A 21,449-nucleotide genomic window follows, 5' to 3' on the forward strand; every position below is an offset into this window, starting at 1 on the left:
CATGTCCATTCTTTTCCGGTCCCCGGCGGATTTTCTTGAACGCGTGGGACAGCCGCTGGGCGCAACCGACTGGGTACCGGTCGAGCAATCGCGCATCAACCTGTTTGCCGAGGCCACTGGCGACCACCAGTGGATTCATGTCGATCCCGAGCGTGCCAAAGCCGGCCCGTTCGGCGGCTGCATCGCGCACGGTTTTCTGACGCTGTCGCTGGTCAATCTGTTCCTGCCGCAACTGGTGAAGTTGGAAAACCTGTCCATGGGTGTCAACTACGGCTGCGACAAAGTGCGCTTTCCGGCGCCAGTGCCGGTTGGTGCGCGGATTCGCGGCAGGGGCGAACTGCTGCGTGCGGAAGCCATGCCGAACAACGGCGTGCAATCGGTCGTGCGTGTCACGGTCGAGATCGAAGGGCATGACAAACCTGGTTGCGTGGCCGACACCATCAGCCGTTATTTTTTCACCTGAATTTTTTTGAAGAGAGCTTGAGCATGCAAGAAGCCGTGATTGTTTCCACTGCCCGCACGCCGATTGGCAAGGCGTTTCGCGGCGCATTCAATGATACCGAAGCACCGGTGCTGGGAGGCCATGCGATCCGTGCCGCGCTCGCGAAGGTGCCTGAAGTCGCACCCGAGGAAGTCGATGATGTATTGATGGGCGCGGCGGCACAGCAGGGCACGCAAGGCTACAACATCGGTCGCTTGAGTGCGCTCGCCGCCGGATTGCCGGAGAGCGTGCCCGGCATGGCGCTGGACCGCATGTGCTCGTCCGGCCTGATGGCGATTGCCGGCGCGGCCAAGTCCATCATGTGCGGCGAAGCGACGATTGCCGTCGCCGGCGGCGTCGAATCGATTTCACTGACGCAGACCAAGCACAAGAACAGCTACCGCAGCCAGTCGGAGGCAGTGCTTGCGCTGCATCCCGCCGCTTATATCCCGATGATAGAAACGGCGGAAATCGTCGCGCAGCGCTACGGCATATCGCGCGCAGCGCAAGACGAGTATGCATTGCAGAGCCAGCAACGGACCGCTCGTGCACAGCGTGAGGGCTTTTTCGCTGCTGAAATTATCCCGCTGGCGGCGGACAAGCTCTTGTTCGACAAGGAAGGCAATCCCACCGGAACGCAGCGCGTGGAGGCCGCCAAAGATGAGTGCAATCGTGCCGACACCAGCGCGGAAAGCCTCGCCGCACTGAAGCCGGTATGGAAGAACGGGCAATGGGTAAGCGAGGGCGGCTTCATTACAGCCGGCAATGCGTCGCAACTCTCGGATGGTGCATCGGCCAGTGTGCTGATGAGTCGTACCGAGGCACAGCGTCGCGGCCTTGTCCCGCTCGGTGCTTACCGTGGCCTCGCGGTCGCAGGCTGTGCTGCCGATGAAATGGGTATCGGTCCGGTGTTCGCGATCCCCAAGCTGCTCAAGCGGCATGGTTTGACAGTGGCCGATATCGGTGTCTGGGAATTGAACGAAGCCTTCGCCTGCCAGGTGATTTACTGCCGTGATCAGCTCGGCATTCCGAATGATCGCCTGAATGTGAATGGCGGCGCCATCGCAATCGGTCATCCGTTCGGCATGTCGGGCGCACGGATGGTGGGGCATGCGCTGCTGGAGGCACAGCGGCGCGGCGAGCGATATGCGGTGGTGACGATGTGTATAGGTGGAGGGATGGGCGCAGCCGGATTGTTTGAGGTGTTGTAGTAGCGACGTTATATATCAAATTTTTGTCGGTTTTGGTCAACGCCCGGACGAGCTCCTTCCCTCTTGTAGGGGGAAGGTTGGGATGGGGGGGATGAGGTTGAATTCTCACAGGTGAATGCTCCACCTCACTACCCCCTCCCTAACCCTCCCCCTGCAAGGGGGAGGGGATCCGATAGGGAATGGCTCAAGCGAACTGGGGTGTGATGGACTATTGGTACCGGCCTCAGGCTTAGTAAAGCGCTGCCTTGCAAAGCGCGCTACCTGAAAGACCAAAAGAAGAAATCGGCGAAAACGCCAAGGAGACAACAAAGTGAATGTAATCCGATTAGCCAGTCTGGTAATGGTCATCGCAGTCGCCGCTGCTGCCGCGTATGCATTTGCACCGCGTCAGCTGCCGCCGTTCGCGGCCAGTACCATACGTGCCGACCGTCTGCAAATCAACAGCATTGCGCAAGCTGCGTCGCGTCTCGTCGCCGCCGGCGAAGCCGGCAACATCCTGTATAGCGATGATCGTGGAGCGCATTGGCGCCAGGCGTCGGTTCCCGAGCAAGCCCGTTCCACGCTGAATCAAATCGTTTTTACCGATGCGCAACACGGTATTGCCGTCGGTCATGACGGCACAATCCTGAAGACCGACAACGGGGGCACGGCATGGCGCCGGGTCCGGTTTGACGATCAGCATTCCGAGCCCCTGCTCAATGCCGCTGCCATCGGGGAACGGTCGGGAATGAAGCTGTATGCGGTGGGCAGCTTCGGCCGTTTCCTGGTCTCGCGCGACGGCGGCGAACACTGGGACGATGTTGCTTCGTTGCCGAAGATCGATGAGGCACATCTGAATGCACTGGTCGTCGGACCCGGTAACCGCTTGATGCTGACAGGAGAAAACGGTTTGCTGCTGCGCTCGCCCGATGGCGGTGTGCATTGGGAACGCCTGTCTCTGCCATACAAGGGATCGATGTTCGGCGCGATGGCATTGTCCCCGGACCTGTGGCTGGCATTCGGCATGCGCGGCAATGTGTTGCGCAGCGAGGATTTCGGAGCAAGCTGGGAACCGGTCAAGACCGGGCTGCAAACGTCGTTCTTTGGTGGCACCCGCCTGCAGGATGGACGCATTGTCCTGGTCGGTCAGGGCGGCGCGATGCTGGTGTCTGACGACCTTGGAAAAAGTTTCCGCATCCACCGTATCGGCGGCATGGCAACGCTGACCAGCATCGTCGAAATTTCACCCGGTACGGCACTCGTTGGCGGCGAGGCTGGCATCGCACTTGAAAGGCTGTGAGATGACCGCTCCCTTTTTCCATGCTTTATCCGTTGCAGCAACTTTCCGCGTGAGTATCCAGTCATGAACCTGTTTTCCAATCAACGTTTGGTCACCTTGATCGACGTCTGCGCCAACGGCATTATTCGTCACCGCCGCCTGCTGCTGTACGTGTTTGTCGTGGCAACCGTATTGCTGGCCGCGTCCGCAACGCGCATCCGTCTCGATCCGGGTTTTGCCAAGACCGTGCCGCTGCAGCATCCTTACATGCAGACCTTTACTGAATATGCACGTGCCTTCTCGGGCGCCAATCGCATCCTGGTTGATCTGCGCTGGAAAGGCGAGGGCGATATCTACAATCGCGAATTCCTCGATGCCCTACGCACCGTGACCGACGATGTGTTCTTTCTTCCGGGCGTGGAACGTGGCCGGGTATTTTCACTCTTTACGCCAAACGTGCGTTACACCGAAGTCACCGAGGCTGGCTTTTATGGCGACGTCGTGGTGCCCGCGCGTTTTTCCGCGCAGCCGGATGAACTGGATACGGTACGCCGCAACGTTGCCCGTTCCGGACAGATCGGTCAGCTGGTGGCCAACGATCTGAAGGGTGCGATGGTGCGCGCCGAACTGCGCGAGGTCGATCCAACGACGGGAGAAAAAATCGACTATGTCGAGGTAGCCAAGAAGCTGGAGCAGATTCGCGAAAAGATCGGCAACGACAACATCGAAGTGCACATCACCGGCTTTGCCAAGCTGGTCGGCGATGTGATCGAAGGTATCAGCGGCGCCATTGTTTTCTTCGGCATTGCCTTCCTCATTACCGCCGGCATGCTGTACGGGTACACGCGCTCGCGCAAGATGACCTTGCTGGCATTGGTGGTCGCGTTGCTGCCGGTTGTGTGGCTGCTCGGTATTCTTCCGCTGATCGGCTTCGGTATCGATCCGATGTCCATCCTGGTGCCGTTCCTGATTTTTTCCATCGGTGTGTCGCATGCCGTGCAAATGACTAATGCGTGGCGTCAGGCAGCCGATACTGGCGTCGATTCGCAGGAAGCGGCCCGTGACGCGTTCCGCAAGCTGTTTGTGCCGGGCACGGTGGCGTTGCTGACCAATGCGCTCGGTTTCATGGTGATCATGGTGATCCAGATCGATATCGTGCGCGAACTGGGTATTACGGCTTGTCTCGGCGTGCTGCTGATGATCCTGACCAACAAGATCTTCCTGCCGGTATTGCTCTCCTACTTCAACAATGGCAATGCCGCAGGTCCGGCAGCCGCGAGCGCGGTGGCAGGCAAGCCTGTCCGTTTCTGGTGGGCGATGTCGGGCGTGGCAACGCCCCGTGGCACGCTGCTCGTCATCACGATCAGTACCTTGCTACTGGCTGCCGGTGCCTATCAGGCGCGATTGCTCAAAGTCGGCGACATCGGCGACGGCGTGCCGGAGTTGCGTGAAAGCGCGCGCTACAACCGGGACAATGCAGCCATCACCAGTCATTACAACATCGGCATCGATGTACTTACCGTGGTCGTCGAGAGCGACGTCGAGGGTGACGCCTGCCTGCAGTATCCGGTGATGAATGCGATCGAGCGATTTGAAATCTTTTTGCGCGGCGTGTCGGGTGTCCGCTCGGTAGTCAGTGTTCCGTCGCTGGCCAAGGTGACGATTGCCGCTTTCAACGAAGGCAATCCGCGCTGGCAGGCGCTGCCGCGCAATAGCGAAGGGCTGGCGCAAGGTTCGCGCAGCTTCAACCCCGACTACGGCATGAATACCGAAAGCTGCAAGGCGATCCAGGTATTGATCTATACCGACAACCATGAAGGCACAACGATTGCCCATATTGTGGACGAAATCAAACGCTATGTGGCATCCGAGAAAACTGCCAAGGTGAAGTTCCGCCTGGCCGGTGGCAATGTCGGGGTCATGGTGGCAACCAACGAGGCAGTGGAGCAGGCGGAAATCACCATGCTGATGGCTATCTTCGGCGCCATCACACTGCTGTGTTTTCTTACTTTCCTGTCCTGGCAGGCGGTCCTCTGCATCATCGTTCCGCTTGCGCTGGTATCTATCCTGTGCAATGCCTTGATGGCAATGCTCGGGATTGGCCTGAAGGTTTCTACGCTACCCGTTGTCGCACTTGGCGTCGGTGTTGGCGTCGACTATGGCATTTATCTGTACGAGCGCATCCAGCACGAAATGGAGAGCGGTCGGGATTTCCGTCACGCATTTTATGAAGCCTTGCGCCAGCGTGGCACCGCTGCATTATTTACCGCCCTGACGATGTCGATCGGTGTCGGCACCTGGGCATTTTCGGCACTGAAGTTCCAGGCCGACATGGGCGTGCTGCTGGCCTTCATGTTCCTGGTGAATGTACTAGGCGCCGTCTTCCTGCTGCCGGCGCTTGGTGCGGGTTTGTTGCGCCGGCAGGAGAGTGCCATTATCCCGCCCGCTTTTATTGCAGAGACAGTCAAGGAATCAAGAGGAGGCGCATGATGCCGGATAAGAACGAATACGATGTCGTCGTTGTCGGCTCGGGCGGTGGCGCAATGCTCGCCGCCTGCCGCGCCGCTGACCAGGGTTTGTCAGTGTTGATCGTCGAGAAGTGCGCGATGTATGGCGGCACGACGGCGATCTCCGGGGGCGGCATCTGGATTCCCATGAACCATCTCGCCATGGAGGCCGGCGCGCGGGACAGCTTCGACGAAGCCTACACCTATGTGCGGGCCTGCGTCGGCGACGCGTCGCCGGAAGCCAGGATACGCGCTTATCTGGAGCAGGGACCGCGTATGGTGCGTTACCTGCACGATACGACCCGCGTGCGTTTTACCACGCTGCCCGAGTACGCAGACTACTTCCAGCATCAGCCGGGCGCAAAGCCCGGACATCGTTCGCTCGATCCGGTGCCATTCGATGCCCGTCGCCTTGGCAAGGAGTTCGAGCGTCAGCGGCCGCCTTTGCCGGCGACGCTGGTGGGCGGACGCATCGCCATGACGCAGACTGAAGCCAGAAAGATGTTAGGCAAGCATCCAGGTTGGTTTGGGCTTGCATTGCGGCTGATGGCAGGCTACTGGGGCGATATCCGCTGGCGGTTGCGTTCACGGCGTGATCGCCGCCTGACACTGGGCGCGGCGCTGGTTGCCGCATTGCGTCTCTCTCTGCAGGATCGCAAGGTCCCGCTCTGGCTTAATTCGCCGTTGCGCGAGTTGCAGCTTGACGGGGGCCGGGTCACCGGCGTGGTGATCGAGCGCGACGGCGTACCGTTGCGGATCGGCGCGCGCCATGGCGTGATTCTCGCTGCGGGGGGATTCGAATGGAACCAGGCCATGCGTGATCAGTACCTGCCCAAGCCATCGCGCACGGAATGGAGCGTGACGCCGCCGCATGCCAATACCGGTGATGCTATTCGCGCCGGCGCGGCGGCTGGCGCTGCGCTCGATCTGATGCAATACCAATGGGGCGTGCCTGCGCTGCAAGTACCGGGCCAGCCCTATGCCCATCCGGTGTTTGTCGAGCGTGCGCTGCCGGGATGCGTCGTGGTGGATGCGGCCGGACGACGTTTCCTGAATGAGAATCTTGCCTATACGGAGTTCGTCCAGACCATGTATCGCCGCCTGGAGCAAGGCCAGAAGACCGTCCCGGCGTGGGTGATCTTCGATGCGCGTTTCCGCAAAAACTATCCGTTCGGGCCTTTGCTGCCCGGTGCCTTCGTACCGGACCATCGTCTGCCTGCGGGAATACGCGCCATCGTGTATCAAGCCGACACGCCGGAAGCCTTGGCGGCAAAGATCGGGGTCGATCCGACTGGACTGGCTGACACGCTCGCGCAAAACAACAAGGCCGCAGTGACGGGTGTCGATGCCGCGTTCGGCAAAGGCGACAATGCCTTTGACACCTATTACGGCGATATCAACGTCAAACCCAATCCCTGCCTCGCAGCAATCACCCAGGCGCCGTTCTATGCGCTCGAACTGGTGCCAGGCGATATCGGCACCAAAGGGGGATTGGTCACCGATGAACATGCGCGTGTGCTCGACCGGTCCGGCGTGGCAATTAAAGGGCTCTATGCAATCGGAAACACGAGTGCCGCGGTCATGGGCACGAGTTATCCGGGCGCCGGGGCAACCATCGGCCCTGCCATGGTGTTCGGCATGCAGGCAGCGGACGATATCGCTCATGCGGCGCGTTCCGCAAACGCCGTTGTACCGGCTTCATCCCAGCAGGAAAACAGGAGACAGACTGTATGACCCAATCCCATTTACCCCTGGTTACCGTCGTGACCGGCGCGTCGCGCGGCGCCGGCAAAGGCATTGCCCTGGCACTCGCGTCGAAGGGCGCGACCGTGTACATCACCGGTCGCTCCTTGCGCGAGGGCGACGCCGACTTGCCGGGAACCATCTATGCCACCGCAGAGGAAGTCAATGCATTGGGCGGCAAGGGTATCCCGGTCCCTTGCGACCATGCGATCGACAGCCAGGTACAGGCCTTGTTCCAGCGGGTCGCCCAGGAACAGGGTCGGCTCGACATCCTGGTAAACAACGCAACGTATCTGCATGACCAATTGATCGAGCGTGGCGGCTTCTGGGAAAAACCGCTGGAACTCGTCAATATCCTCGACGTCGGACTTCGCTCCGCTTACGTGGCCAGCTATTACGCCGCGCCGCTGATGATAGGGCAGGGCAAAGGTTTGATCGCATTCACCTCATCGTTTGGTGCCAGCTGCTACATGCACGGCCCGGCGTATGGCGCGCAAAAGACCGGTGTCGACAAGTTCGCCAAGGACATGGCGGTCGATTTGCGTCCGCATGGCGTGGCGACGGTATCGATCTGGATGGGACCATTGCAGACCGAACGTACGATGCGGGTATGGGAACGCGAGCCCGGCAAATACGGCGAGTTTGCCCCGCTGGCCGAGACGCCGCAGTTCACCGGCCTGGTGATCGACGCCCTCTACCGCGATCCCGCCGTGATGGAGAAATCCGGCCAGGTGCTGGTCGGCGCGGAAATCGCACAGGAATACGGCATCGTCGACATCAACGGCAAGCAACCGCCCTCGCATCGGGCTTTCCTGGGAGGGCCGGTGCAGGCGCATCCGGCGATAGTCGAGTAATACCAATCCCAACCCATAACGCAACATGACATCGTGTCTTTTTCCGGGGGCGCCGAGCCGCCTGGCTGTGTTGCACTCGTCGTCAATAGCCCGCTATTGACTCCTCCCGCGCCTTGCCAGTCAAAAAAATCCATCGATCTCATTTGTCACGTTACAGGTTGGGATTGGTATAAATACGCCGTCACGATGGCGCAAGTCCCGAACTACGTTTGTCTCTTCCAATTCCCTGCCAAGGGTTGGACTTTAGCCCGCTGATTTCAGCGGGCTTTTTTTATGGGAGCATGAGATGCTTTTCGTTAGACAAACGAGCCGAGCGGCCAGCGGCACAGTTAACGCCCGGATTGCGCTATGCGTCATCCGGGCAACGCTGCTAAGACGAGACTTGTAATACCAGCTTGGACTTGGCCGTGCCTTGCTGGAGTCGCTCATGAGCGTGTGCTACGTGCTCCAGCGGCAAAACCTCGATGGGTGGCGGCTTGACCTTGCCATTTTCAAGCAGGGCGGCGATCTTGCCGAGCCGGGCGCCGCTAGGCATTTTGCTGAAGGCCACTGCAGTACGCAGTCCACGCGTTGCCGCCAGTGCATGATCAGGGCCGGAGTCACCGGCAACCAGGGTCAGGATAGCGACCAGGATGCCGCCGGGCCTCAGCATATCCAGGCCCGCAGGCAGGCTGTTGCAGCCTACCGCATCCAGTACTATATCTACGCCTTCGGGTGCCCAGTCCTGCACAACCGCGCGTACATCCTGCGAACGGTAGTCAATGGCCCTGGCGCAGCCCAGCGCCCTGACGTAGTCGGTATTGCGGGCGCTACAGGTTGCAGCAACTTCAGCCCCTGCCTGCCTGGCAAATTGAACGGCGAATGTACCTACCGCACCGGCGCCGCCGTGGACCAGCACCTTCTGTCCGGCCTGCAAACCGCCGTCGTCGAAGAGCGCGGTCCAGGCGGCAAGTGCCGGCGTAGGGACAGCGGCAGCCTCGGCAAAACCCAGATGCTCAGGAATCCGCACCACGGAGTCCTGACGGACGCACACATACTCGGCATAGGAACCCCATTTGCCGGCGCCGACATCGGACTGGGCGAAGACCCGCATTCCCTTGGTGAAGCCTTCCGCACCGTCGCCCGACGCTTCGACTGTGCCGGCCAGATCGAAGCCGATGATGAACGGAAAACTGTATTGGATGAAGCCGCCAAGATAGCCTTCTCTGCATTTCCAGTCGGCCGGATTGACGCCGGCGCAGACGACGCGAATCAGCACTTCGCCGGGGCCTGGTTCAGGCTTGGCGACATCGGCGATTCGCAATACTTCCGGACCGCCGGTGCGGTCGATCACGATGGCGCGCATGGTCATTCTCCTCCCGGCACAATGGCCGGATGTGCCCATGCCGGAATGGCCGGGGCAGGCAGACGGTCGTTGCCGTCCAGTGTATGAACCGGCAGTTGCTGCGCCAGCGGGAAGTGCAGGCTATGCGTGACCAGCCCGGTGCTTTCACGCGCAGGCCGGCAGCACAGCGCGAGCGCGGTTTCTGCCAGATACTCGACGGGCTCGGTAGGGTAACTGTCCGGGATGAAGCGACCGCCACCGGGTGTACGGATGGCCGTGCTCGGCGCTACCGAGTTCACCGCAATGTTGTCGGCTTCCAGCTCGGCAGCGAGTCCTTGGGTAAACCGATTGATGGCCGCCTTGATTGCCGCGTACACTGCTATGCCACCGGTACGATCGAAGTCATGATACGGGCGCAGCGGTGGCAGTGCCGTCACCGAACCCAGATTCAGTATCCAGCCGCCGCCCCGGGCACGCATCAATGGAATCGCCGCCCGGCTGAGCGCAAACGGCACGCGCAGATAATGTTCGATGGTGCGGTCGAACATGTCCAGCGACATGTTTTCAACGGTGTCGTATTCGGCGAAACCTGCGTTGTTGACCAGTATATCGAGGCCGCCAGCCGCTTCGGCGGCACGCGCGATCAGGCCGTCCCGCTCGGCGGGCCGTTCCAGATCGGCGGCCAGCGGAATGGCACGACCGCCGGCTCTCGCGATCAGCGCCACCGTCTCGGCCAGCGTGCCGGGCATTGTCGCGGACTGATCCAGGCTGCGCGCGGTGACAACGACGGTGGCACCTTCCGCGGCAAAACGTTGGGCGATGGCGCGGCCTATGCCGCGGCTGGCGCCGGTGACGAGCGCGATCCTGCCGCTCAATTTTCGGGGTACGGAGGTCATGTGGCTTCCTTGCTATGTGTGTCCAGACTCAGGATGCTCGATGCGAGCGGGCAGAAAGCATGGGAAATCGACGTCACGATCCATTCGGGAAACTCGGGATCGAACCAGCGGTCCACCCAGCCCCAATGGTACGGGTGCATCAGGTATTCACCCATCAGATCGTCGACGCGCTCGAATTCCTGCTGCCAGACATGGGTCCAGCGATCGTTCGAGGTGACGCGGCTGAGCCGCCAATTGCGAATGCCCGGCATGTAGTGCGGCATCTGCAGAAGCTCGCGTTCCAGTGCAGTCACCTGTTCGGCACTGGCTTCAGGGCGGACGCACAGCATCAGGGTGCGCCAGATCCCGTTTTGCATATTGGCGGCACGCTGTCCACCGCCCAGCCGCCGATAAGCGGCGCGGTCCACACGCGACACGCCAGCCAGTTGTGTCAGTCGGTCGGCGGCAGGCGGCGCATCGGTTTCACATAGCAAATCGACCGTGTAATCGCCGGCGCCCCATGAGCCCTCCAGGTTGCGTCCTATCCGCATGTGCCGGAGGCCAGGGACCGATGCGGCAAGCGCGTGCAGGTTACGCTCCACCCGCTCTTTGTCGGCGTCGGGGGCGAGATAAAGTTGTGCCGTTTCACTCCGCATGCTGGCTCTCCTTCGGCTTCTGCAAAGGCTCATCGGCGCAACCCAGGACATGGCGGCGGCGCTGCCGGCACAAGCCATCGACCGCCGACCAGAATCCGGGCAGGTCGGTACTTGCATTGTTGCGCATCCCGTAATAAGCAAGCACGCTTGGCAATTGCCACAGGAGCCACAGGGTATTGGGTTCGCCGTTCACGGCAACCGGTGGCGACACCCAGCGATTCAGCGGTGTCATTCCGCGCGCGGCGCAGCCAGGCAAATAACGTTCATGCAGTAGCGTCAGCACTGCGGGAACATGCGCAGCATCGAGCACAATTTCATCCAGCACATGGATCATTCTTCATCTCCATATCAATCATTGTTTATAGTTCTGTCCGGCGTGGTCTTTCCCGGTGATGTCGTGCTTGCATCGCAGTTCATAGGACACATGACATCAGGGTGATACCATTATGTGGCGGCCTGCCGAGTGGGGCCGGTACCGAATCAATCAACAAACACTACCGCTGCGATCAAAATGGAACTTGCATGAAGACTGCCCGTGCACGATCGTTACGATCCGCCACCGTTCCCCGTGGACTGGCGGAACGGCTGCTGGATGAGTTGCAGCGTAATGCTGCAGCGTCGGGGACAGCGCTGTCGCCGGCCGACGCTACGGCACTGGACCAGCTGGCAGCGAGCCAGCTAAGCGCGGACCGCTTTGCGGCGCTCTATGGGGCGGCCATCGAGCAGCTGGAGACGCAGGTCGCGCATGGCGACGGCCACGCGCCGATGCGGAAGGAGGAAGTCGCCCTCATGTGCCGATGCCTGTTGAGCTGTCGCACGCTGGCCGAGGCGATCCGTTGCGCAGCCGACTTCTGCGCCATGCTGCATCCGCGCGCCGGCAAGCTGGATCTCATCATTGAGGGGACGAGCGCAATATTCCACATGGATTCGCTGCGGCGGCGGCGCAGTTCTGCGGCCTGCCTGGTCGATCTGACCGGTGTACTGTGCTATTTGCAGCTGTTCAGCTGGCTCATTGGACAGCCGCTCCGTCCCGGCAGGATTTTTCTGGCCCATCCCCGGCGCGAGGATGCCATGCCGTTTCTGGGTCTGTTCAATGCATCAGTAAGCGTGGGCGAGAAAACCTATGGTTTCAACTTTGATTCGACATTGCTGACGCGCCCGGTGCTGCGCCAGCCGGCTGAGCTGGAAGCCTTTCTGGTGGATTTCCCATTCCGGCCGATCGGCGCATCGCCGGCACTAATGCCGGTCACGCAGCAAGTGCGAGGATTTCTGGAAGCGGCGCTGGCGCGCGAGCAGGCGCTGCCGAGCCAGGCCGACGTTGCTGGTTTGCTAGGCATCAGCCAAGCCACATTGCGCCGCCGCCTGACGGAAGAGGACAGCAGCTATCATGCCTTGCGCGAACACTGCCTGCGGGAGGCGGCCGAGCGTTATTTGCGACATACCGACTGGTCCATCGGGCATATTGCCGGGTATCTCGGCTTCGGGAGCGAAGCGGCATTCCGGCGGGCTTTTCAGCGTTGGAGCGGCCATGCACCAAGCCGCTTGCGGCGTGACATGCCTTTCGACGGAAAAGCGTCAGCGAAACCATGAGTTGAAGAGCGGTTGCAAAAGGGCTCGACCGGCCCTACGGTTCAATTGGTATTCAGCGGGTATGCATGGCTAGCAAACGCCAGAAATCCCCGGAATAGGCACCGGTATATTGCCACATACGACTGGTCGCATTACGCTCGAGCTCAATACGTTCATTAAGATGTTCGTACAGGCGCTCGGTGGAATAACCGACGAGTGCGCAAACGCCGATAATGACCGCAGCCTTGCCGACCATCATGTTGCGGCGCAGCGGCCTTGGTGTGCCGGCATCGGATTGGGTGGCCCGAGTGCTGGTGCGACGGAAAAGGCGAGTTGTCATCTTTGTCTCCATTCTTTTGCCGACGTGACGCCCGCTGTACATTGCAGTTGGCTTGATCGATATCTTCGCGGGCATGATTCATGTTTTCACTGCCCTGCCGGCTTCGCATCGTCCAAATGGACTATGACGCCTGCACCCGGGGCAGCAAGGGTACCTGCGACGGTGTGGGGGACGTCTCGGTGTGAACGTCGACCAGCTTGAAGATGCTGACCGACTGCATCAGCTGCGCCGATTGCGCCTGCAGCGCTTCCGATGCTGATGCCGCCTGTTCCACCAAGGCAGCATTTTGCTGGGTGGTGCGGTCCATCTGGCTGATTGCCTGGTTGATCTGTTCGGTGCCAGAGGCCTGCTCACGGCTGGCTGCGGCGATGTCGACGATAAGCTCGTTGACATGGCGCACGCTATCGACGATCTCTTGCATGGTCGCCCCCGCCGCACCGACCAGGCGGCTGCCGGTCTGTACTTTGTCCACCGAATCGTTGATCAAGACCTGGATTTCCTTGGCGGCGCTGGCGGAGCGTTGCGCAAGGCTGCGCACTTCCGATGCCACCACGGCGAAGCCTCGTCCCTGTTCCCCTGCGCGGGCCGCTTCCACTGCGGCATTGAGTGCCAGGATATTTGTCTGGAATGCGATACCGTCGATGACGCCGATGATGTCGACAATCTTGTGCGCAGATGCATGGATGGACGCCATGGTCTCCACGACCTGCGCGACGACCGTGCCGCCCTTGACGGCGACTTGTGACGCGGAATTGACGAGACGGTCTGCTTCGGACGTATTGTCGGCATTCTGCCTGACCGTGCTGGTCAGCTCCTCCATTGCCGACGCGGTCTCTTCCAGCGAGCCGGCTTGCGCTTCGGTACGGGCCGACAGGTCAAGGTTGCCGCTGGCGATTTCCCGCGAAGCACCGGTGATTGCATCGGCACCGTCGCGTACCTTGGCAACGACGATGGCCAGACTGTCGTTCATCTCTTTCAATGCGCGCAGCAGCTGGCCGGTCTCATCTTTGCGATGACAGTCAATTTGGCTCGTCAGGTCGCCGGCGGCAACCGTCTGCGCGACATGTACCGCCTCCCTGATCGGTTGGGTGATACTGCGTGTGGTCAGCCAGGCAATCAGGCTCCCGACCAATATGGCGCTGACGCAGAGGCCGAGCATCAGCACGCGGGCGGTGGTAAAGGCCTGTTCGGCCTCGGCGGCGGCTTGCGTATTGCGCTGCGTCTGCAGTTCGATCAGTTCATTGAGTGTCGCCATCCATTGCTGCTGCAGCGGGCGGACATCGCGCGTGAGCAACAAGGTCACTTCATCGGTCCTGCCATTCATGCCCCAATCCGCCGCACGGTCCATCAAAGGTACGATCGATGCTTCCGTCTCCTTGATGCGAGTCAGGATCTTTTGCTGCGCCGTCGCCTGGGGTTTGGCGGAAAGCAGCTTCGTCAACTGCGTTTCGGCCTTCGCATACTTGTGCGTTTCCGCTTTTACGCGCTCCACTTCCGGTTGCATCTGCGCTGGCTCGGTAAGCAAGGTGAGGTCGCGCAAGGCGATCATCCGCTCGGAGACCGAGTCGCGCATGTCGGCGGCCAGCCTGGTTTCGGCATTGTTGACGTTGACGACTTCACGCAGGCGCTGCTGGATCTGTTCCATGCGGTTGACGCCGAATAGCGCGATCACGATCAACAGGGTCAGGGTGAATGCAAAACCGACGCCCAAGCGTGTACCGATCTTCATGTTGGCAATGTTCATGATGTTCTCTGGTGGATAGGGGAGCTGATCGGTAATTGCCTGCAGGCAGGCGGTCAACGATCAAAAGGCACGAATTCCGTGACTTCGAGTTCGAAGCCCGCCAGTGCGCGATAGGGCACGGAATGGCTCATCAGGCGCATTTTGCGGATGCCGAGGTCGCGCAGGATTTGTGCCCCGGCACCCAGCATGCGCTGCGCAAACTGTGGTGGTCGCGGCGTGTCGGCCGATGCATAGCGTTCGATGTCCTGCAGGATTTCGGCGTCCGCATCGCCGCGGGCCAGCAAGACCAGCGCACCACGGCCGGCGTCGGCGATGTGTTGCAGGGCGCGACGTGCATTCCAGTATCGCTGGCCACCGGAAAAGTCGAGATCCAGTACATCGCGCAACACTTCCGTCCCCTGCACCCGGACCAGGGGCGGATCCCCTGGTGCTGATAAGTCGCCTTGCACCATCGCCAGATGCACCGCATTGATGATGGTGTCGTGATAGGCGACCAGACGGAACGGGCCATGGCAGGTGGCGATGTCCTTTTCCAGTGTGCGCGCAAGCAAGCCTTCGGTAAGGATGCGGTGATGGATCAGATCGGTCAGACTGCCCAGCGGCAGGCCGTGCGCTTGCGCAAACGCAGCGATGGCCGGGCCGCGCGCGCATTCGCCGGCCTCGTCGAGAATGCTGACCAGGACACCCGTTGCCGAGCGACCGGCCAGTCTCGCCAGATCGCAGGCGGCTTCGGCGAATCCGGCCTGACGTATCACGCCGTCGGTGGCAGCCATGATGGGGAAGATATGGCCGGGTTGTACGAGATCGTCCGCAACCGTATCGGATGCGGCCACAAGCTGCAGCGTCAGTGCGCGGTCGGCGGCCGAAATGCCGGTAGTGACGCCCTCACGCGCCTCGATCGACACCGTGAAACGCGTACGTCGGCGAGCCGAGGGGACCATTGCGGACAACTGCAGCTCACGGCAGCGTGCTTCCGGCAAGCCGACACAGATCAGGCCGCGCGCTTCGCGGGCCATGAAGTTGATGCTGGCTTCGTCGGCGGCATCGGCCGCCATTACCAGGACGCCTTCACTATCGTCGCGGTTGTCTTCGACCAGCACCGCGATTCGGCCTGCGCGTATTGCGTCGATGACGTTGTGAATCGATTCGGTTTGCATGTTTAAGCCAGTGCCCGTCGCGCCGCCTGTGCGGCAAATTCGAGCGCTTCGTCGGCAGCGCCAAGGATGCCGGTCATGCTGGCAAAGCCATGGAATACGCCATCCCAGCACTTGTACTCGACCGGCACGCCGGCCGCAGAGAGGCATTGCGCATAGCGAGCTCCTTCGTCGCGCAACGGGTCGAATTCGGCGGTGATCACAGTCGCAGCCGGCAGGCCGGCGAAACGGTCAGTGCGAAGCGGGCATGCGCGGGAATCGTCGGCATCGGCCGGTGTGCGCAGATACTGTTTCCAGAACCATCGCATCATGTCGCGCGTGAGCAGATAGCCGCGTGCATACGTATCGAACGACCCGGTATCGCATGCGGCATCCATGACCGGATAGAACAACAGTTGATGCGCTATCGCCGGCAGTTCCATGGTGGAATCGCGCGATAGCATAGCGCAGGCGGCGGCAAGGTTGCCGCCTGCACTGTCGCCACACACGGCGAGGCGTACCGGATCGATGCGCAGCGCCGCGGCATGGGCATTGATCCACCGCAGGGCCGCGCAGGCATCATTGACCGGGCCAGGGAAGGGGGACTCCGGCGCCAGCCGGTAGTCAACCGAGATCACGGTGCAGCCACTGCGGTTGGCGAGGCGGCGGCACAGGTTGTCATGGGTATCGAGGTTGCAGGACACCCAGCCACCGCCATGAAAGAATACGATTGCCGGCAGTTCACCCGGACCCGGCCGGATGACACGCAAGGCAATCGGGCCTCCGTCGCCGGGCATCGAGAAGTGCTCTACGCTGGCGACCGCTTCATTGGACATCGGCAATTGTTGCTGTGCAACGATGGCGCGATAAGCACCGGCATCAAGCGTCGCATAGTCGGGTTCGGGCATTGCTGCGAACATATTCAGGATCGCCGCTGCTTGCGGATCGATGGCCATGGAGACTCCTGTGCAAAGTAGATTGGAAATTATTGCTAGACAGCTAATAGTGTGGTCATGCGTTCGCGTAGCGCGCCCTTGAGTATTTCCTCATGCGGGAAAACCCATAGTTTTCCGGCGTCGACGCCCGCCAGCACGAGCTCCGCCAACTGGTCCGGCGACATGCCGTTGTCGCCGAGTAGACGCAAATACTGGTTGGTTTGTGCGACATGCATCTCCGATGCCTGTTGTTCCAGTCCGTCGAAGATCGCTGTGCGCACCGGCCCGGGGCAAACAATCGTCATGCGCAGCGGCAGGCCGAGCTCGATGAATTCCCGATGCAGGGTTTCGCTCAGGGCGACCATGCCGTGCTTGGAAACCGTGTAGGCCGAAACCCATGGTCCGACCAGCAATCCCGCCAGCGAGGCGACATTCACAATATGTCCACTGCCTTGCGAGATCATGCGCGGCACGAAGGCGTGCGTTGTCCGGATCGCGCTCCACAGGTTGACGTCGAGCACATGCTTCCAGGTGGCTTCGTCGATTTCCCAGCTAGCGCCGCTGACCAGGATGCCCGCGCAGTTGTAGAGCCAGTCGACCCGCCCCAGGGTGGCGAAGGCCCGTTCGCACAGTGCATTGATCTGCGCGGCGTCGGCGACGTCGGTGGGCACGGCAAGAATGCGCAGCGAGGGCGCAGCCCGTCCAAGTTCTGCGGCCACCAGATCCAGCCTGTCGGCATCCAAATCGGCCACGACCAGGTTGATGCCGCGTCTGGCAAGCGCGTGCGCAATGCTGCGGCCAATACCGCTGGCGGCGCCGGTGATTACGGCGCAAGAGCCGAGAGTACCGAGGTTGGAAAGGGTGGTGAGAGGGGGCATGACTGCTCCGGTGAAGGTATTGGGATGCAATATCGCTGTACCGCAGCGGCCCGGCATCGTCCGAAGAGACGATGCCGCTGCCATGCCGTCCGTTTACTTTTTGGATAAACCCAAACCAATAGGAGAGAAGATGGCAAAGGCATACAAGATCGAGGCGCGCCCGCTGGAACAGCGTTATGCGCGTGGCTGGCACTGTCTGGGGCTGGCCCAGGATTACAAGGATGGCAAGCCGCATACACTGAATATTTTCGGCACGCGCCTGGTTGCGTTTCAGGGCGAGAGCGGGGGCATTCACATCCTTGACAGCTTCTGCCCGCACATGGGCGCAGACCTCAGCCGGGGCACGGTCAAGGGCGACACGCTGGCCTGTCCCTTCCATGACTGGCGCTGGGGCACGGATGGTGTCTGCAAGGAAATTCCCTACTGCAAACGCGTGCCACCGAAAGCCCGCATCGGTGCCTGGACAACCTGCGAACAAAACCATCTGCTCTTTGTCTGGCACGACCCGGAAGGCAATCCGCCGCCGCCGGAAGTCGCCATCCCGCGCATAGATGCTTGTTTTTCCGACGAATGGATGCCGTGGGCGATGGACAAGATGGTCATCAATACCAATTGTCGTGAGCTGATTGATAATATTTCCGACATGGCGCATTTTGGCGCGGTACATGGCGCCTTCGTGACACGTTTTTTCAATGTGTTCGAAAAGCACATCGCGACGCAGTACATGGAAAGCAAAAGCAAGCGTCTGGCCGGCGACGGCGTCCTGACCAGTACCGCGACCTACTATGGCCCCGCCTATCAGATCACGGTGATGAAAGGCGAGATGGATGGCTATCCGGTCGACTCCGTCCTCCTCAATTGCCATGTGCCCATCGACATGAACAGCTTCGAGCTGCGCTATGGCGTGCTGGTGCGAAAATTCCCGGGCATGCCGGAAGAACAAAGCCGAATTGCCGCCGATCAGTATGTTAGACTCGCCCAGGATGCCTTCTACGAAGACGTCGAGATCTGGCACAACAAGACCCGCATCGACAATCCACTGCTATGCGAAGCCGACGGTCCGGTCTATCAGTTGCGCGAGTGGTATCAGCAGTTTTATGTAGATGCTGCAGAGGTGGGTCCGACAACGAGAGAACGGCGCGAATTCGAAGTCAAGGCAAGCTGATCGGAGGTCCCAATGAAAGCCGTTGCACACATTGCCGACTACGCCACAACAGGCGGGAGTGCGGAGATCCTTTCGATGAAAAATTCAGCTTCGGTTATTTCATTGGACCTGTTTGCCGAATTGACCGGGGCGGTCTACGACGGCTTGCTGGAGTCAATTCCCTGGCAAAAATGTCTGATCCGCCTGCGTTCCGAGTTGCAGGCCAACTATGTCACCCTGATCCTGCGTCCTCCCCGAGCCGGCGACCATGGCCTCATGGTCAACGTCGGCGATGTGACGACCGAGGGCCAGATCTCTTATGACAGCCATTTCTACGCACTCGATCCCTTCGTCGGACTGCCGTCCGACCGCATGGTCACCATCAATGAAATCATCGAGGAATCCCGCTGGGTAGAATCGCCGTTTTATCAGGAATTTCTGCAGCCTTTCGGCGTGCATTACATCATGGGCGCCGATGTGCGCACCGCCGATGGCGGCGAATGCCGGCTGCGGGTTTGCCGGCCACGCAATATGCCCAACTTCGCCGAGCGCGACAAGATGCTGTGCACGACGCTGCTGCCGCATTTCAAGCGCGCGGTGCAGTTGCATGGCCGGCTCGACCGTGTGGAATCGGAACGCAAGCTGTATGCAGGTGCGATGGACCGATTGATGGTCGGTACCGTGATACTTGATGAGAACGGGCATATCCTGCAAACCAACCGCATGGCCGACACGATCCTCCAGGTCGGAGACGGCATGCGCATCCTCAACAATATGCCACATGCGACCCACCCGGCAGACAATCGCGAACTGCAGCGCCTGATCAAGAGCGCGCTGGAAGGCCAGGGCAATGCGCGTGCCTCGCTAATCGATGCACTGTCCATTACGCGTTCGTCGGGACGCCGTAACCTCGGCATCGTTGTGCATAGCGTACCGCCGAACGAATGGTCGGAACGTGTGCGCCGCCCTGCAGCCGTACTGTATATCCGCGATCCGGAACAGAAAGCCCAGGCACCGCACGACATCGTGCGTCAATTGTTCAATTTCACCCCGGCCGAAACCAACCTAGCAATGCTGCTGGCGGACGGTTTGCCTCTGGAAGAGGCGGCGCTGGAGCTGGGAATACGCCGCAATACCGCGCGAGCCCATTTGCGTGCGATCTTTTCCAAGACCGATGTGACGCGACAGACTGAGCTGGTGCGGATTATTTTGAATAGTGTGGCGACCTTGGGGGTGAGGGAAAGCTGAGGGTGCCTCTCACGGATTGCTAGTACCGTCGCATTAAAACCTGCTCCGAACGGCTCCTTCCCCCTGTAAGGGGGAAGGTTGGGATGGGGGTGACACGTTCGAGATATAGAGTTGATACCTCGAGCGCACTACCCCCACCCTAGCCCTCCCCCTGCAAGGGGGAGGGAATCATGCAGTGAAGCTTTTGACGCAGTAGCATTGACTTCGCATCCTCTCGACACGCAAGCAGGCTTGATGGAGGCTGTTGGCGATAAAGCGATTGCGCAGCGTCAGCGGGCCGAAGCGCAAGGGCTCGAAGGAGAGGGCATCACGCCACGCTGCTCTCATCCCAGAATGCGCGCAGATGCGCGATTTTTCCCTGTTTGTCCAGCCTGAAATTTTCCAGGATACGGATTGTGCAGGGCGGCACGCCTTCGATCGTGATGGTCAATGTAAATTGCACCAGCGCCTCGTTGCCGCAGACGATGAGGCGTTCCAGTACCGGTTCGAACCGGGTCGGCACCGCATCGGTGCGCTTCCAGAATTCGAATAGCGCCGACTTGCCGACGATCGGCGGCGTACCGACCGGATCTTCGAAGATCGCATCGTCGGCAAACAGGGCGCCGCGCGCCTGCGCATCATTGTTGCGCCAGCTGTCGAGATAGCCGTCGACAGCGGCCTTGATCTGCTCGGGCGAGACGTCAGCGCGTATCGTGCCAAGCAGTTGCTTCATCATGGCTTGTATCATCTAAACTCCCATTCTTCCATTGCCGACTTAACGTGACGTGTAGCCGCCATCGATGATCAATTCGGTGCCAGTCACATAGCGGCCGGCATCCGATACCAGGTAAAGAATGCCGGCAGCGATATCCTCGGGCACACCGATGCGCTGCATGGGATTGAGTTGCGCCATGCCGGCGATCACGTTTTCGAGCGGGCCGTGCTTGCTCAATGCCTGTTCCAGCATCGGGGTGCGGATGAAGCCGGGATGGATGGAATTGGCACGGATATTTCTGGTCGCATAGAGTTGCGCGTCGGTTTTGGCCATCAGGCGCACTGCGCCCTTCGATGCATGATAGGCCGGCACGTCGGGTCCGCCGACGAGGCCATACATCGACGATACGTTGACGATGGCGCCGCCACCGGCGCGTTCCATTGCCGGTACCGCATGCTTGGTGCAAAGGAAGGTGCCAGTCACGTTGATGCGCATCACGCGCTCCCATTGTTCCAGCGTCATCTGGTCGGTGGGAATGTTTTCGCCCTCGATACCCGCATTATTGATCAGGATATCGAGCCGGCCAAAATGGGCTTCCACATCGGCAAACACGCGTGCCACGTTCGCTTCATCGCCGACATCGAGCCGCCAGAAACGCGCGGCGCCGCCAGCCGCTACGATTTCACCGACGGTTTTTTCGCCTTCATCCTCCAGCAAATCGACCACCGCGACCCTGGCACCGGCATCGGCCAGCAGCCGCGCCGTGGCGCCGCCGATACCACGTGCACCGCCGGTGATAACGGCAACCTTGCCGTCAAGGGAAAAAAGGCGTGCCACTTGTTTCATGTTGAATGT

At 60.6% G+C, this 21,449-nt stretch carries 20 protein-coding genes; 9 read left to right on the forward strand and 11 right to left on the reverse strand.

What is annotated here, in order from left to right; translation table 11 throughout:
• The first annotated feature begins 1 nt into the window (after position 1).
• The 6 genes from ACFQUU_RS17355 to ACFQUU_RS17380 all read left to right on the forward strand — a co-directional run bounded on the left by ACFQUU_RS17355 (position 2) and on the right by ACFQUU_RS17380 (position 8,054).
• Positions 2-463, forward strand: a complete 462-nt coding sequence (locus ACFQUU_RS17355) for a MaoC family dehydratase (protein ID WP_382249285.1) — start codon at positions 2-4, stop codon at positions 461-463.
• Between the two features lie 23 nt (positions 464-486).
• Complete coding sequence (locus ACFQUU_RS17360; RefSeq protein WP_382249404.1) at positions 487-1,692, forward strand: acetyl-CoA C-acyltransferase; 1,206 nt, start codon at positions 487-489, stop codon at positions 1,690-1,692.
• 310 nt (positions 1,693-2,002) lie between these two features.
• Positions 2,003-2,971 carry a WD40/YVTN/BNR-like repeat-containing protein gene (locus ACFQUU_RS17365; protein ID WP_382249286.1) on the forward strand — a complete coding sequence of 323 codons (969 nt, stop codon included), beginning with the start codon at positions 2,003-2,005 and terminating at the stop codon, positions 2,969-2,971.
• A 63-nt stretch (positions 2,972-3,034) separates the two neighbouring features.
• A complete protein-coding gene (locus ACFQUU_RS17370) occupies positions 3,035-5,440 on the forward strand; it encodes an RND family transporter (RefSeq protein WP_382249287.1) in 2,406 nt (801 codons plus the stop codon).
• The gene (locus tag ACFQUU_RS17375; protein WP_382249288.1) at positions 5,437-7,191 is read left to right on the forward strand and encodes an FAD-dependent oxidoreductase; all 1,755 of its coding nucleotides are present in this window, start codon (positions 5,437-5,439) and stop codon (positions 7,189-7,191) included. The genes ACFQUU_RS17370 and ACFQUU_RS17375 overlap by 4 nt, the downstream gene beginning before the upstream one ends.
• Positions 7,188-8,054, forward strand: a complete 867-nt coding sequence (locus ACFQUU_RS17380; RefSeq protein ID WP_382249289.1) for an SDR family NAD(P)-dependent oxidoreductase — start codon at positions 7,188-7,190, stop codon at positions 8,052-8,054. Before ACFQUU_RS17375 ends, ACFQUU_RS17380 begins: the two co-directional genes overlap by 4 nt.
• A 370-nt stretch (positions 8,055-8,424) precedes the next feature.
• Here the strand turns inward: ACFQUU_RS17380 and ACFQUU_RS17385 are convergent, their stop codons facing one another.
• Genes ACFQUU_RS17385 through ACFQUU_RS17400 form a run of 4 tightly spaced genes read right to left on the reverse strand, consistent with a single transcriptional unit; the run spans position 8,425 to position 11,243 of the window.
• A complete protein-coding gene (locus ACFQUU_RS17385; RefSeq protein WP_382249290.1) occupies positions 8,425-9,399 on the reverse strand; it encodes an NADP-dependent oxidoreductase in 975 nt (324 codons plus the stop codon).
• Positions 9,400-9,401: 2 nt separating this feature from the next.
• Positions 9,402-10,274: an SDR family NAD(P)-dependent oxidoreductase gene (locus tag ACFQUU_RS17390; protein WP_382249291.1), complete on the reverse strand. Its 873-nt coding sequence runs from the start codon at positions 10,272-10,274 to the stop codon at positions 9,402-9,404.
• Positions 10,271-10,909: a Dabb family protein gene (locus ACFQUU_RS17395; RefSeq protein WP_382249292.1), complete on the reverse strand. Its 639-nt coding sequence runs from the start codon at positions 10,907-10,909 to the stop codon at positions 10,271-10,273. The genes ACFQUU_RS17390 and ACFQUU_RS17395 overlap by 4 nt, the downstream gene beginning before the upstream one ends.
• Positions 10,899-11,243, reverse strand: coding sequence for a hypothetical protein (locus tag ACFQUU_RS17400; RefSeq protein ID WP_382249293.1), 345 nt, complete (start codon positions 11,241-11,243; stop codon positions 10,899-10,901). Before ACFQUU_RS17400 ends, ACFQUU_RS17395 begins: the two co-directional genes overlap by 11 nt.
• A gap of 188 nt (positions 11,244-11,431) precedes the next feature.
• On the opposite strand from ACFQUU_RS17400, the gene ACFQUU_RS17405 reads away from it, so the two are divergent.
• On the forward strand, positions 11,432-12,499 hold the full coding sequence (locus ACFQUU_RS17405; RefSeq protein ID WP_382249294.1) for an AraC family transcriptional regulator ligand-binding domain-containing protein: 1,068 nt from the start codon (positions 11,432-11,434) through the stop codon (positions 12,497-12,499).
• A gap of 52 nt (positions 12,500-12,551) precedes the next feature.
• Here the strand turns inward: ACFQUU_RS17405 and ACFQUU_RS17410 are convergent, their stop codons facing one another.
• The 5 genes from ACFQUU_RS17410 to ACFQUU_RS17430 form a co-directional block, all read right to left on the reverse strand.
• Entirely contained in the window at positions 12,552-12,818 is a 267-nt protein-coding gene (locus ACFQUU_RS17410; protein WP_382249295.1) for a hypothetical protein, read from the reverse strand.
• A gap of 121 nt (positions 12,819-12,939) precedes the next feature.
• The gene (locus ACFQUU_RS17415; RefSeq protein ID WP_382249296.1) at positions 12,940-14,562 is read right to left on the reverse strand and encodes a methyl-accepting chemotaxis protein; all 1,623 of its coding nucleotides are present in this window, start codon (positions 14,560-14,562) and stop codon (positions 12,940-12,942) included.
• Between the two features lie 53 nt (positions 14,563-14,615).
• A complete protein-coding gene (locus tag ACFQUU_RS17420) occupies positions 14,616-15,719 on the reverse strand; it encodes a 3,4-dihydroxy-2-butanone-4-phosphate synthase (RefSeq protein ID WP_382249297.1) in 1,104 nt (367 codons plus the stop codon).
• A 2-nt stretch (positions 15,720-15,721) separates the two neighbouring features.
• A complete protein-coding gene (locus tag ACFQUU_RS17425; protein ID WP_382249298.1) occupies positions 15,722-16,651 on the reverse strand; it encodes an alpha/beta hydrolase in 930 nt (309 codons plus the stop codon).
• A gap of 35 nt (positions 16,652-16,686) precedes the next feature.
• Positions 16,687-17,508 (reverse strand): SDR family NAD(P)-dependent oxidoreductase, encoded by an 822-nt coding sequence (locus ACFQUU_RS17430; protein ID WP_382249299.1) that lies wholly within the window; start codon positions 17,506-17,508, stop codon positions 16,687-16,689.
• Between the two features lie 130 nt (positions 17,509-17,638).
• On the opposite strand from ACFQUU_RS17430, the gene ACFQUU_RS17435 reads away from it, so the two are divergent.
• Both ACFQUU_RS17435 and ACFQUU_RS17440 read left to right on the forward strand, forming a co-directional pair.
• The gene (locus ACFQUU_RS17435) at positions 17,639-18,673 is read left to right on the forward strand and encodes a Rieske 2Fe-2S domain-containing protein (protein ID WP_382249300.1); all 1,035 of its coding nucleotides are present in this window, start codon (positions 17,639-17,641) and stop codon (positions 18,671-18,673) included.
• 12 nt (positions 18,674-18,685) lie between these two features.
• Positions 18,686-19,900 (forward strand): helix-turn-helix transcriptional regulator, encoded by a 1,215-nt coding sequence (locus ACFQUU_RS17440; protein WP_382249301.1) that lies wholly within the window; start codon positions 18,686-18,688, stop codon positions 19,898-19,900.
• Between the two features lie 307 nt (positions 19,901-20,207).
• On the opposite strand, the gene ACFQUU_RS17445 is transcribed toward ACFQUU_RS17440, so the two are convergent.
• The gene (locus ACFQUU_RS17445) at positions 20,208-20,615 is read right to left on the reverse strand and encodes a nuclear transport factor 2 family protein (RefSeq protein ID WP_382249302.1); all 408 of its coding nucleotides are present in this window, start codon (positions 20,613-20,615) and stop codon (positions 20,208-20,210) included.
• A 39-nt stretch (positions 20,616-20,654) separates the two neighbouring features.
• Positions 20,655-21,440 carry an SDR family NAD(P)-dependent oxidoreductase gene (locus ACFQUU_RS17450; RefSeq protein WP_382249303.1) on the reverse strand — a complete coding sequence of 262 codons (786 nt, stop codon included), beginning with the start codon at positions 21,438-21,440 and terminating at the stop codon, positions 20,655-20,657.
• Positions 21,441-21,449 lie beyond the last annotated feature (9 nt).

Origin of the sequence: Herbaspirillum sp. GCM10030257, from assembly GCF_042666555.1 — a bacterium.
Taxonomy (GTDB): domain Bacteria; phylum Pseudomonadota; class Gammaproteobacteria; order Burkholderiales; family Burkholderiaceae_D; genus Noviherbaspirillum.